We start from the raw sequence: 12990 nt of genomic DNA on the forward strand, positions 1-12990 counted from the left end.
TCAACGTGACCGATTGTACCCACGTTTACGTGTGGTTTATTACGTTCAAACTTGGCTTTAGCCATGATGATCTTCCTTTATTAACTACTCATGGAGGGTCGCTCCATGAGCACTTGGTTTTTAACTAAGAATTAGTTAGGGCTTATAGTAATCGAAAGATTACTCGTCGTCACCTTTTTTACCGCCAGCTTGGAATTTAGCGATGATGCCTTCAGCCACGTTACGTGGAGTTTCAGCATATTTAGCAAATTCCATTGAGTATGTCGCACGACCTTGAGACATAGAACGCATTTGAGTCGCGTAACCAAACATCTCAGCAAGTGGAACTTCTGCTTTAATTGCTTTTGTTCCACCAGGAAGATCGTCCATACCTTGAACCATACCACGACGACGGTTTAAGTCACCCATGATATCGCCCATGTAGTCTTCTGGAGTCTCAACTTCAACTTTCATGATAGGTTCAAGAAGAACAGGATCTGCTTTCATGAAACCATCACGGAATGCGTAAGAACCAGCCATTTTGAACGACAATTCGTCAGAGTCGACATCGTGGTAAGAACCGTCAAAAAGAACAGCTTTAACGCCTACAACTGGGTAACCAGCCAAGACACCATTCTTCATACGTTCTTGAATACCTTTGTCAACTGCACCGAAGAATTCTTTAGGTACTACACCACCAACAACTTCTTCAGCGAATTCGTATTCTTTACCAGCAGCTTCAACGTCAAGCGGTTCTAAACGAACATATACGTGACCGAATTTACCTTTACCACCTGTTTGACGTACGAATTTACCTTCTTGCTCAACAGTTTTCTTAATCGTTTCACGATAAGCAACCATTGGTTTACCGATATTCGCTTCAACACCGAATTCACGCTTCATACGGTCAACGATGATGTCAAGGTGAAGCTCACCCATACCAGCAATAATTGTCTGACCAGATTCTTCATCAGTGTGAACACGGAATGAAGGGTCTTCTTTAGCCAAACGGCCTAAAGCGATAGACATTTTTTCTTGGTCAGCTTTAGTTTTTGGTTCAACCGCTAACTGAATTACTGGATCCGGGAATTCCATACGTTCAAGTGTAATGATGTTTTTCTCATCACATAATGTATCACCAGTAGTAACGTCTTTAAGACCTACACACGCTGCGATATCACCTGCACGGATTTCATCAATATCTTGACGTTCGTTTGCGTGCATTTGCACGATACGACCGATACGTTCACGCTTAGATTTAACTGGGTTATAAACAGCATCACCTTGTTTAAGAACACCAGAGTAAACACGTACGAATGTTAAGTTACCTACGAATTTGTCGTTCATGATTTTGAACGCAAGCGCAGAGAACGGAGCTTCGTCAGATGCTTCACGAGACGCTTTAGTTTCGTCTTTATCGTCAAGGATACCTTCGATCGCTTTAACTTCTGTAGGTGATGGTAAGAATTCAATTACAGCGTCCAACATACGTTGAACACCTTTGTTCTTGAATGCAGAACCACAAAGCATTACTTGGATTTCAGAAGCTAATGTACGAGCACGTAAACCTGCGATGATGTCTTCTTTAGAAAGATCACCTTCTTCAAGGTATTTGTCCATTAACTCTTCAGAAGCTTCAGCAGCAGCTTCAACCATGTTTGTACGCCATTCTTGAGCAGTATCAACTAGGTCAGCTGGAATCTCGCCGTATTCAAACTTCATACCTTGAGAAGCTTCATCCCAGATAATTGCCTTCATTTCGATAAGGTCAACTACACCAGTGAATGTGTCTTCAGCACCGATTGGCACAACGATTGGCACAGGATTTGCACCAAGACGTGTTTTCATTTGTTCAACAACACGGAAGAAGTTTGCACCAGTACGGTCCATCTTGTTCACGAATGCTAAACGAGGCACTTTATATTTGTTAGCCTGACGCCATACAGTTTCAGACTGAGGCTGTACACCACCAACTGCACAGTAAACCATGCAAGCACCGTCAAGAACACGCATAGAACGCTCAACTTCGATTGTGAAGTCAACGTGTCCCGGTGTATCAATTACGTTGATACGGTGTTGTGGGAATTGGTTACCCATACCAGACCAGAAACAAGTTGTTGCAGCAGAGGTAATTGTAATACCACGCTCTTGCTCTTGTTCCATCCAGTCCATTGTTGCTGCACCGTCGTGTACTTCACCAATTTTGTGAGATACACCTGTGTAGAACAAAATACGTTCAGTTGTAGTTGTTTTACCTGCGTCGATGTGCGCAGAGATACCGATGTTACGGTAACGAGTAATTGGGGTTTGGCGAGCCATGATGTCTACATTCCTAAATGTTATCTTTAAAACAGGGCGCACCAATTAAATTGATGCGCACGAATACTCAAGCGGGGCAACTTAAATACCCGCAAAGCCCCCACTTTGGTAGAGAGCAATGTTGAATCTAGCTACTGTATGCATGAGTATTCTCCTGATTAGGGACTGTTTTATCCGCTTAGAAACGGTAGTGAGAGAAGGCTTTGTTAGCTTCTGCCATACGGTGCACGTCTTCACGTTTTTTGATCGCAGCACCTTTGCCTTCAGCTGCATCAAGCAACTCGCCAGCAAGACGTAAAGCCATAGTTTTTTCAGAACGCTTAGCAGCAGCATCTACTAACCAACGCATTGCTAAGGCAGTACGACGGGATGGGCGTACTTCCATAGGTACTTGATAAGTAGCACCACCAACACGGCGTGCTTTTACTTCGACCATAGGACGAACTTTTTCAAGAGTAGTCTCGAAAAATTCAACTGGGTCTACTTTGTTTTTTTCTTGAACGCGTTCTAAAGCACCGTAAACGATACTTTCAGCAATAGATTTTTTACCATCTTGCATTACGTGGTTCATGAATTTAGCGATTGTTTGGCTGCTAAATTTAGGATCTGGAAGGATCTCACGAGCAGCGACTACGCGACGTCTTGGCATTTTAATACACCTAATAATATGACACTTCAGGATGATCCAGCAGTTTGTACAAGTGTCATGTACACGACGCTGGCCTTACTATACGTCGCTTGAATTACAAATCTATGAAGAATTCAAACAAGCGAAACGCTAAAGGGCTTTTGGACTAGTTTCCCAGAATTACTTCTTAGGACGTTTAGCACCGTATTTAGAACGTGATTGGTTACGATCTTTAACACCAGCACAGTCTAAAGAACCACGAACGGTATGGTAACGTACACCCGGTAAGTCTTTAACACGACCACCACGGATAAGAACAACACTGTGCTCTTGTAAGTTATGGCCTTCACCACCGATGTAGCTAGATACTTCAAAACCTGAAGTTAAGCGAACACGGCAAACCTTACGCATAGCTGAGTTAGGTTTTTTAGGTGTAGTTGTATAAACACGTGTACAAACACCACGACGTTGTGGACAAGCCTTCAACGCAGGAACTTTGGATTTTTCAACCAAAGTCGTACGACCCTTACGGATCAACTGATTCGTTGTTGCCATATGGCAATTCTCCCGTTATTAAAAAACCTTAAAAAGAAAACACCTCTTTTTAAGGGCACATAATTGTAAGCCAAGATGCAAAAATGGTCAACATGGCAGCAGTTGCCAAATGTTGACCATATCAATGATTGACAGGATTATTTACAAATTTAAATAGGGGTGAAATTTAGTTTTCAAACCCTACCTTTGTAATTGTATTGTTAAGAGTACTTTTGCCCCTCTATAACGTCATCATTTTCTTCACTTTCAGGCTCTAATGCCGGCTTTTGTTCACTATGTTCATGTTCAACTACATGTTTCTCTGCAAGATGCTCAATTCCTTGGTGAACATTTTCTTGAACTTTCTCTTCGCTTTTTTCAGAAGTATTTGATTTGACCACAACAGATACTTTTGAAATTACATCATGATTTTCAATTTTATGATGCTGCGCAGCATGGACACTACCATTTTCACCCACATTTAAAAGACGTGGACTCGCTTTTTGAATTAGAGTTACCGCCGCATAGTACGCCTGTAATGGTGACAAATGCTCATTTGGATGTTCATTTAAATAATGTCTTGCTGCACCGAAAATAGCTTGTGCTTTATGGCCTACATCTTCTTGTAACTTCCAACTATAAACAGCACTAAGCACTGCACCAGCTACTGGAGTAAACTTGCCTACCACAGCAAGTTGCGGAACTTTATTTAACCAGTTCCATTTAAACTCACCATTTTCATCAACTAACCAGCTTTTTAAGGTTTCAATATCATTTGAAGAGCCAAGTACTTGCTGGAACTGTTGAATGTCTTGAGTCTCCAACATATTTCGTAAGGCTTTCAGTGCCAAGAGTAAAGTCTGCTTTTCCGCAATTAAGCTGATATCAACTTCTTTAAAAATAAATTCAACAACGTCTTGGTCAGTTGCTTCGGTTAAATCAAAGCCGTGTGATCTACCTGTTTGGTAAATTGTTCTCAAAACAAGGACTAATGAAACTGGAATATCTACGGCTGCTCCAACCATTCCCGATACGCCCGTAATTGCACCTTGAATACTGGCAATCAATTTATTTTGTTCAATAAGTGCCTGACTTAAACGTTGGGAGCGTGAGGTATCTTTTGTAAGCTCGAATAAGTCTTTAGCCCCCGCTTCTTCTAAAATTTTTTCAGTTAACGTACTTTTCGAACTAAAGTCATTCAACCAATCAAATAAATAGCTTGATATTTTTTCATTCCAGTCAGGTGAAATAAATGTAGCGATACCATTGACCTTTCTAAAATGGCGTCCAAATACCTGACGAGTAACTTTAGGTAAATGTTCACGTAACATTTGTTGTGGGCTTTCATACTGCTCCACTTCAAACGGACTTTTATTTCTGGCACTACCTTCTACTGTTTTGCCATTTGAAAGTGGCTCAACCAATTTACTTACCTCACCAATTTGACTTTGCTGCAAGATGTTTAAACCAGTAGAACTGAGCTTTTTAGCCACTCCGAAGACCTGAGAAAACAAATTGTCAGATTGATTATTATTAAATTTTGTCATCCAGTACCTCGATTTTTTAATTTATCTAATTAGAGATAAATACTAGGTGGAATGTGGATTTATCTCAACTTGAATGTGTGTATTTTAGTTAACCCTAAATGCAACATACTGTGTATTTGGTTATTTTTTTTAAATGCAAAATTGACATAAAGATTTGCCATAAGAAATAAAAAACCTTTCTGCTATCATGGTAGCAACGAAAACATGGGTCTACTGTTCTTACAGCTATATTCTCCTATCATTTAATAGCTGCTCATGATCATAGACTTTAAATATCACCATAAAGGGACCTGTAGATGAAACGTGTTGTAATCACTGGTATGGGTATTAACTCATGTATCGGTAACTCTTTAGAAGAAGTTACTCATTCACTTAAAAATGGAATCTCCGGGACACGTTTTAACCCAACTTATGCTGAACTCAATTTTAAAAGTCATGTCAGCGCTGCGGCAGAACAAGATTTTGACAATATTGATCGTAAATTAAAACGGTTCATGGGCGTATGTGCAATGTACGCTTATAACTCTGCTGTTGCAGCTGTTGAACATGCTGGCTTAAAAGCAGAAGATTTAGCAGATAATCCACGTTATGGTATTGCCGGTGGTTCAGGCGGTGGTTCAACTGCTTCTGTTGTAGAAATGACTGAACTTTTAGAAACTAAAGGTGCTCGTAAAGTTGGTCCTTTCTTTGTTCCACGTAACATGACAAATACAATCACTGCAAACGTGGGTGTAGCATTTAAACTTCAAGGTATTGCTCACTCAATTGCAAGTGCTTGTGCAACTTCTGCAGATGCAATTGGTTATGCATATAACCTTATCGCTCTAGGCAAACAAGACCTTATGCTTGCTGGTGGTGGTGAAGAAGATCACTGGTCTCAAAGCCTATTGTTTGATGCAATGGGTGCTTTGTGTTCTAAATACAACGACACACCTGAAACAGCGTCTCGTCCATATTCTAAAGACCGTGACGGTTTCGTTATTGCTGGCGGTGGCGGTTTCGTTGTTCTTGAATCTCTTGAACATGCTCAAGCACGTGGTGCAAATATTCTTGCTGAAGTTGTTGCTTATGCTGCAAACAGTGACGGTGCTGACATGGTCGCTCCAAGTGGTGAAGGTGCAACTCGCTGTATCTTGATGGCTCTTGAAGAAGCGAAACAACACGGCGTAGATAAAATTGACTATGTAAATACACATGGTACTTCTACACCAGCAGGTGACGTGACTGAGCTTAAAGCAATGGAACGTGCTTTTGGTGAAGGTAAAGTTCCACCTCTTAGCTCGACTAAATCTATGACTGGTCACAGCTTAGGTGCTGCTGGTGTTCATGAAGCAATTTACTCTGTATTAATGCTTCAAAATGACTTTATCGCGCCAAACATCAACGTGACTGAGCTTGATGAAGGTACTGAAGGCTTTGATATTGTGCTTGAAAAACGTGATACAAAATTGAATACTGTAATGAGTAACAGTTTTGGCTTTGGCGGTGTTAACGCTTGCCTAATTTTCAAGAAGTGGGATGCATAATCCCGCGTAGGATTATCGATGGATGCACCTTCTGATGCCTTTTTGTGGGTAAAAGCATTACATATTATTGCTGTGGTTTGTTGGTTCGCTGCTTTGTTCTACTTACCACGTCTTTATGTTTACCATGCAATGAGTGATGATGCTACCAGCCATCAGCGCTTTGAAGTGATGGAACGTAAGTTGTATCGAGGTATTATGTGGCCATCTATGATTGCCACATTAATTACTGCTCACTTTCTCGTAGATTGGGGTGATGCAACTAGACATTACCATGAAGCCACTTGGTTTTATCTAAAAGTTGGATTAGTGGCTTTATTAGTGATCTACCATTTAGTTTGTGGTTACTATCGCAAAAAGCTTATTGGAAATGCTCACTACAAATCACATAAGTTCTGGCGTTTCTTCAATGAAATGCCAACCTTAATTTTATTTGCTGTTGTGATTTTAGTTGTTGTAAAACCTCAGTTTTAACTGGGGTTTTTTATTATCTAGGACTCTCATCTCATTCTCTTATGCATTTTACTGACTCAACCTATTCATAATTTATTATTCAGAGCAAAAGACTTTTATACCAGTCTTAATACATTCTTATAAAAACATCTGATCTTTTTTATAAATTCAATCAACAGAAAGGATAAAGCATGAAAAGTCTGGCTTTTATTCATCGTAATGATACTCGCTTTGCGGTCGGTGATTTTTATCCAGTTCTTTCTGTTTTTTCCTACCATGAGTTAGGTAATACCCTCTCCCCCTTCTTACTACTCGACCATTTAGGTCCCGGAAAAATTGCACCTTCTATGAAACGTAGAGGAGTTAATGATCATCCCCATCGTGGATTCGAAACGGTAACACTTGTTTATGCAGGTGAACTGGAACATAAAGATTCATCTGGTGGAGGTGGATTTATAAGTGTTGGCGATGTGCAATGGATGACCGCAGCCTCTGGTGTGATTCATCGGGAATTGTTTAGTGAAGAGTATTCTCGATCTGGTGGTCCCTTTGAAATGATTCAACTTTGGGTCAATTTACCAGCAGCAAGTAAAATGAATTCTCCGCGCTATCAAAGTTTAAAGAAAGCTGAAATACCGATAGTGAAACTGGAAAATGAAGCTGGATTTGTACGTATTATTGCAGGGCAGTTTAAGCATGTTATAGGCCCTGCACTTACTCACACTCCTATTACCGTATTAGATGTAGAGCTTCAGGTAGGTCAACAAGCCGCTTTCCCTGCTCAATCCGGTGAAACAGCTTTAGTTTATTTACGTTCAGGTCGGGCACAATTTCAAAAAGATGAAGACGTTTTAGAGGAACAAGGCCTAGCAGTCATGTCAAACCAAGGAGAGCATTTCTCTATTACTGCCCTGCAAAGCTGCAAATTACTTATTTTGACTGGACAACCCATCACAGAACCGATTAATGGTCATGGTCCATTTGTAATGAATACTTATGATGAGATTTTACAAGCCTATGATGATATTAAAAATGGAAGATTTGCCAAGTAAAACAGGCTAACTGCCGCATGAGAAAAAAATGACAGTTATTTGCGTCTGTCTTTCAACATAGTTGATGTATGTTATGCTACAAACCAATAGATGAACTTATTTACTAGCAAAACTATGTTCACTCTCAACGCTTTTAAACTTGTCATATATCGCCAATTTATTATTTTCACCCTTTTTATATTTCGTCACTTAAAAAGCTATCCAATTCGATTTCTTACACCTGAAGAAAAAGCTTTAGCACAAAGGGTGTTTGGGAGTTTGCTAGATTGTGAACGTCCTAAAATTATTGCTACTCGTTACTTACCGTGGCAAGCGCATGGAATTTTGATGGCTCCAAATGGAAATATATACGTCAATCTTTCTGACTACAGCAGTAATTACGCGCTAGAGTCTAAATTCATACAAGGGATTTTTATTCATGAGCTAGCTCATGTTATGCAATACCAACGAGGTATTCATGTATTACTAAAAGGTGCGTTACTACAATCCGCCTACTATCTGAGCTTTAAATATTACAATCCTTATAAATATACTTATCATCCTCAGAAAGCGTTTAGTTCTTACAATATTGAGCAGCAAGGAGAAATTGCTAGAGATATCTGTTCAGGTAAACTGCCAAATATCATTTGCTTACCTCGACTTGATTTGTAACCAAATAATCCAGTTTGTTTTCAACGTAACTTTTTTGCTAACTTATCAATAGAAATTTGATAAACAAAAAACATAAAAATAAAGTTGAGATCTAAATTTATTAATGTCAAATTATTGAAAATAAGTATAAAAACTTATTTCAAATTTTTGAGCGATAAGGCAGTATACAAACAATAAAAATAATGAAGCTTGTTTCTATTGTATACAGAAAATCTCGTTATTTTTACGCAGAAAATATGTGATTGGTATATATTATTGATCTTGACATTTTTGTTTACTATTTTACGTGTTTATTATCGTGCTATACACATCGTTGAAAAATTATATCCATAAAAATCAACACTATGTGTATTTATATTCGTTATGATCTAGGATTAGGTTTGAATGAAAAGTTTTAAAGTTGCCCTTGCTCAGTTTTCTCCGCATATTGGCAATATTGACTCAAACACCCAAAAGATGATTGAGCAAGCAAATCAGGCGAAAAAACAAGACGCTGACCTGATTATTTTTCCTGAGCTTTCTGTGATTGGTTATCCAGCTGAAGACTTATTGTTACGTCCAAATTTAAATAAGCGGATGCAAAAGGCTTTTGCTCAACTTAGTGAAGTTAAAGATATTGTGATGGTTTTCGGCTTCGTAAACCAGACAGAAGATGGCCAACGTTATAATTCGGCTGCTGTCATGAAAGACGGTCAGGTTTTAGGTGTCTTCAATAAACATAACTTGCCAAACTATGGCGTTTTTGATGAAAAACGTTATTTCCAAAAAGGCCATCAGCACTTGGTATTTGAGTACTTAGGCCATAAGTTTGGTGTACTCATCTGTGAAGATATCTGGTCAATCAATACAGTAAAACAATTAAGCCAATTAAATGTTGATACTGTACTTGTGCTTAATTCATCGCCATATGAAGTGGGTAAACCACAGCATCGTAAACAGACATTAAGTGAGCTTGCAAAGCAGCTTCATTTAAATATTGTTTATGTTAACCAAGTTGGTGGACAAGATGATTTAATTTTTGATGGTACAAGTTTTGTCAGCAATCAAAATGGTGAAATTGCTTTACAAGCACCTAGCTTTAAAGAAGATCTCTATATTGCTGAATTTGACCGCGATACAAAATTATATAAAGTTGTCGAGTCTGCTCCTGCACTAGAAACTTTTGCAGAGATCTATCAAGGTCTAGTCATGGCAACACGTGACTATGTAGAGCGCTCAGGTTTTCCTGGAGTAATTTTAGGTCTTTCTGGTGGTATTGACTCTGCCCTTACACTTGCTATTGCAGTTGATGCAATCGGTGCAGAGAGAGTTCAAGCTGTAATGATGCCATATACTTACACTTCTCAAATTAGTGTAGAAGATGCAGCGGAACAAGCTCGCCGTATGGGCGTGACTTTCGGTATTGCCGAAATTCATTCAATCGTAAATAGCTTCATGCAAACTTTGTATCCATTCTTTGGTAATTCACCAGCCGATGCGACTGAAGAAAATTTACAAGCGCGCGCTCGTGGCACATTGCTTATGGGCTTATCTAACAAGTTTGGTAATTTAGTTCTTTCTACAGGTAATAAATCTGAACTTTCAGTTGGCTATTGCACACTTTACGGTGACATGGTGGGTGGCTTTGCTGTTCTCAAAGATGTTTATAAAACAATCGTGTTTGAATTAGCAAAATACCGTAATAGCTTAAGTGAAACTCCGGTTATTCCTGAGCGTGTAATTACTCGCCCACCTTCAGCAGAACTGCGTCCAGATCAAAAAGACCAAGACTCTTTACCAGCGTATGATGTATTGGATGCTATCCTTTATGCATACATTGAGGAAGATTTAGGTCAGGCAGACATTATTGCCAAAGGTTTTGATAAAGAAGTTGTTGAAAAAGTCATCCGTTTAGTTGATCGTAATGAATATAAACGTCGTCAAGGTGCGATTGGCCCGAGAATTACTTCTCGTGCATTTAGTCGCGAACGACGTTATCCGATTGTCAACGGTTGGACAGCGAATGACTGAGCAGAAAAACTCATCAAAAACTACAGCACTTGCTCAAGCACTTTTGCTTGAGCAAGTGGAATTTTTCAAAAAACAATTATCTATAGAAAACTCACCTATTTATTTCCGGCAATTTATTCAGCTTTTTATGCAACATGCCGATGAAATTAAACTTTATGAAGTTGTGGATTTAGAACAATTACAAGCCGTTGTGAAACGCTATGCTTTTGAAATGCAGCTCGGTGCAGGCTTGCTTGAGTTTATTGGGGAAATTGCACAGCGTATTTATTTATCTGCCATGAAATCTCCAGTTCAGCTACAAGACTTGGTATCCGATCACCAGTTTGAAATGTGGCTTTCCAAGTTTTTGGAAATGGAGCATATTCCACATTATCTCAATCAGTTTTTAAGAACTAGCCCATCTGTCCAACAGCTTTGCCAATATATTGCCACTTCAACCTTAGAACAAAAATTACCTAAATTTCTAACAGCCTCTAGAGTGGATGACTACCATTTTGAATGGCAACATAAACTCAAAAAATTCTCTTTTTTACAGCAACAACGTCTTGAGCATAAGCTCGAAACGTGGATTGCCGGCTTTATTCATGAACAACTGACAGAATTAAGCCTTTTATCGGCTGAAGATTTAGAAAGCTTAGTACGTCATATCTGGGAAGATATTAGACATAAAAAAATCTATGAGTTTATGAAACAGCTCACTCCTCTCGATGTTGAGGAGTTCTTTGTTTTAATTTATGAATACTGGAAAGAATTACGACAGTCACAATTTATGCAAGGTCTTATTTTGTATGGTGTCGAAGTTTTTTATGATTTTTATAAAGATCAGAGTTTATTTGAAGTATTAAGTGCAATTGGTTTATCCGAAACTGACTTACAAACTGAAGCTTTACGTTTTTATCCAAAAGTTATGGATGCCTTTAATGAGCACGGTATTTTGGAACCGTTACTTCAAGCGCTCTTAGCTCCTTTTTATCAAAGCTCAAAAACACTCGATATAATTGAAAAACATTTTAGTGAGTAAAAAATAGATAAAAAGAAACCACGCAGGAGCGTGGTTTTTAAAATGGTGGCTATGACGAGACTTGAACTTGTGACCCCCGCATTATGAGTGCGGTGCTCTAACCAACTGAGCTACATAGCCGTAAACTGTGTGCGCATTATCTATAGTTCTGTATAGCAGGTCAATACTTCAAAACTCTTTATGCCCACCAAATGAACAAATATGATTCAGATCACCATTATTTGTTCATTTTTTAGCAAATTCTTACTTTAAGCAATTGATCGGCCACAGAAATATATTAAAGATCTAATACCAATTTTTTACCTTTTGCTCGTGATACACAAATCATCATACTCTTTTGTGAAGCTTTTTCGGCATCACTTAAGTATTGATCGAAGTGTTCTGCTTCACCTTCTAAGATAGCGGTTTCACATGTACCACAAACCCCTTCTCGGCATAGACATTCCACATCAATATTTAATGTCTCGATGGCTTGTAAAATAGTCTGGTTACTTTGTACTTCAATTTCCTGATTAGATTTGGCAAGTACCACCGTAAATGCTTCACCATCTTCAGGAACTGTTGAGGCAAATTGTTCCCAATGAATGTATTCATCGCGGTAACGGTGCTTGTTACAACAATCAATCACCGCATCAATCATAGGTTTAGGTCCACATACATATACATGTGTGCCTTTTGGTTGCGATGAAATTAATTCGTCTAAATTAAGCATGCTGCCTTCTGAGTCAACATAACTAAATACATGCCCTGCATGTTTCTGTGTTAGCTCATCAAGTAAAGCTGCATGTTCAGGTGAACGGTAAGCATAGTGCAGCTCATACTCTGCTCCACGTGCTGCCAGCTCATCCATTTGAGGTAAGAATGGTGTAATACCAATACCACCAGCTATCAAGATATGTTTATTGCCTGTTTCAGCTAATGGAAATAAATTTTTTGGTTCTGAAATCTGGATTTCACAGCCTTCATTGCACTGATCATGCATGAAAACTGATCCGCCCTTACCTTCCACATCCTTACGAACGCAGACTTGGTAAGTTGATAAATCTTGCGTACAGCTCATCAATGAGTAGGCATTGGAAAGTTGTTCATTCATTTTGACAATAATATGGCTTCCCCCACTAAATCGAGGAAAGTTCTGCCCATCTTGACGTTTGAACGTAAACCGTTTGATTAAAGGGGTTAGCTGTTCCACACGAGTAACAACAGCTGGGAACATTTCATAATGACTCGCCATATTAGAATCCTTCTTTTACCGCATATTTTTGTTGTTAGG

At 38.9% G+C, this 12990-nt stretch carries 11 protein-coding genes, 1 tRNA gene and 1 pseudogene; 6 read left to right on the top strand and 7 right to left on the bottom strand.

The genetic code is table 11. The features are described 5' to 3' along the window. The 5 genes and pseudogenes from G9371_RS10585 to G9371_RS10605 form a co-directional block, all read right to left on the bottom strand. Positions 1 to 65: pseudogene (locus tag G9371_RS10585) on the bottom strand (elongation factor Tu); the annotation flags it as partial. A gap of 94 nt (positions 66 to 159) precedes the next feature. Further along, a complete protein-coding gene (gene fusA, locus G9371_RS10590) occupies positions 160 to 2298 on the bottom strand; it encodes an elongation factor G (RefSeq protein WP_000113824.1) in 2139 nt (712 codons plus the stop codon). Between the two features lie 178 nt (positions 2299 to 2476). Further along, entirely contained in the window at positions 2477 to 2947 is a 471-nt protein-coding gene (gene rpsG / locus G9371_RS10595) for a 30S ribosomal protein S7 (protein WP_001138055.1), read from the bottom strand. Between the two features lie 159 nt (positions 2948 to 3106). Next, positions 3107 to 3481: a 30S ribosomal protein S12 gene (gene rpsL / locus G9371_RS10600; RefSeq protein ID WP_000246374.1), complete on the bottom strand. Its 375-nt coding sequence runs from the start codon at positions 3479 to 3481 to the stop codon at positions 3107 to 3109. Between the two features lie 200 nt (positions 3482 to 3681). After that, positions 3682 to 5007 carry an EcsC family protein gene (locus G9371_RS10605; RefSeq protein WP_000160010.1) on the bottom strand — a complete coding sequence of 442 codons (1326 nt, stop codon included), beginning with the start codon at positions 5005 to 5007 and terminating at the stop codon, positions 3682 to 3684. A gap of 296 nt (positions 5008 to 5303) precedes the next feature. On the opposite strand from G9371_RS10605, the gene G9371_RS10610 reads away from it, so the two are divergent. The 6 genes from G9371_RS10610 (at position 5304) to G9371_RS10635 (ending at position 11717) form a co-directional block, all read left to right on the top strand. Then, positions 5304 to 6533, top strand: coding sequence for a beta-ketoacyl-ACP synthase II (locus tag G9371_RS10610; protein WP_000832710.1), 1230 nt, complete (start codon positions 5304 to 5306; stop codon positions 6531 to 6533). A gap of 18 nt (positions 6534 to 6551) precedes the next feature. Next, on the top strand, positions 6552 to 7004 hold the full coding sequence (hemJ, locus tag G9371_RS10615) for a protoporphyrinogen oxidase HemJ (protein WP_000339889.1): 453 nt from the start codon (positions 6552 to 6554) through the stop codon (positions 7002 to 7004). Positions 7005 to 7174: 170 nt separating this feature from the next. Further along, positions 7175 to 8035: a pirin family protein gene (locus G9371_RS10620; RefSeq protein ID WP_002059770.1), complete on the top strand. Its 861-nt coding sequence runs from the start codon at positions 7175 to 7177 to the stop codon at positions 8033 to 8035. Positions 8036 to 8125: 90 nt separating this feature from the next. After that, positions 8126 to 8686 (top strand): hypothetical protein, encoded by a 561-nt coding sequence (locus G9371_RS10625; RefSeq protein WP_001048355.1) that lies wholly within the window; start codon positions 8126 to 8128, stop codon positions 8684 to 8686. Between the two features lie 384 nt (positions 8687 to 9070). Next, a complete protein-coding gene (locus tag G9371_RS10630; RefSeq protein ID WP_000834616.1) occupies positions 9071 to 10696 on the top strand; it encodes an NAD+ synthase in 1626 nt (541 codons plus the stop codon). Next, entirely contained in the window at positions 10689 to 11717 is a 1029-nt protein-coding gene (locus tag G9371_RS10635; RefSeq protein ID WP_000139295.1) for a hypothetical protein, read from the top strand. Before G9371_RS10630 ends, G9371_RS10635 begins: the two co-directional genes overlap by 8 nt. Before the next feature lie 43 nt (positions 11718 to 11760). Here the strand turns inward: G9371_RS10635 and G9371_RS10640 are convergent. Both G9371_RS10640 and cntB read right to left on the bottom strand, forming a co-directional pair. Further along, a tRNA-Met gene (locus G9371_RS10640) sits at positions 11761 to 11837 on the bottom strand. 157 nt (positions 11838 to 11994) lie between these two features. After that, positions 11995 to 12951: a carnitine monooxygenase, reductase subunit CntB gene (gene cntB, locus G9371_RS10645; RefSeq protein ID WP_000146428.1), complete on the bottom strand. Its 957-nt coding sequence runs from the start codon at positions 12949 to 12951 to the stop codon at positions 11995 to 11997. Positions 12952 to 12990: the final 39 nt, after the last annotated feature.

Origin of the sequence: Acinetobacter sp. EKM10A (assembly GCF_011075215.1) — a bacterium.
Taxonomy (GTDB): Bacteria; Pseudomonadota; Gammaproteobacteria; order Pseudomonadales; family Moraxellaceae; genus Acinetobacter; species Acinetobacter baumannii.

Coding starts and splice junctions, on each gene's coding strand:
- fusA (WP_000113824.1), bottom strand. CDS start 2,298: ATGGCTCGCCAAACCCCAATTACTCGTTACCGTAACATCGGTATCTCT.
- rpsG (WP_001138055.1), bottom strand. CDS start 2,947: ATGCCAAGACGTCGCGTAGTCGCTGCTCGTGAGATCCTTCCAGATCCT.
- rpsL (WP_000246374.1), bottom strand. CDS start 3,481: ATGGCAACAACGAATCAGTTGATCCGTAAGGGTCGTACGACTTTGGTT.
- G9371_RS10605 (WP_000160010.1), bottom strand. CDS start 5,007: ATGACAAAATTTAATAATAATCAATCTGACAATTTGTTTTCTCAGGTC.
- G9371_RS10610 (WP_000832710.1), top strand. CDS start 5,304: ATGAAACGTGTTGTAATCACTGGTATGGGTATTAACTCATGTATCGGT.
- hemJ (WP_000339889.1), top strand. CDS start 6,552: ATGGATGCACCTTCTGATGCCTTTTTGTGGGTAAAAGCATTACATATT.
- G9371_RS10620 (WP_002059770.1), top strand. CDS start 7,175: ATGAAAAGTCTGGCTTTTATTCATCGTAATGATACTCGCTTTGCGGTC.
- G9371_RS10625 (WP_001048355.1), top strand. CDS start 8,126: ATGAACTTATTTACTAGCAAAACTATGTTCACTCTCAACGCTTTTAAA.
- G9371_RS10630 (WP_000834616.1), top strand. CDS start 9,071: ATGAAAAGTTTTAAAGTTGCCCTTGCTCAGTTTTCTCCGCATATTGGC.
- G9371_RS10635 (WP_000139295.1), top strand. CDS start 10,689: ATGACTGAGCAGAAAAACTCATCAAAAACTACAGCACTTGCTCAAGCA.
- cntB (WP_000146428.1), bottom strand. CDS start 12,951: ATGGCGAGTCATTATGAAATGTTCCCAGCTGTTGTTACTCGTGTGGAA.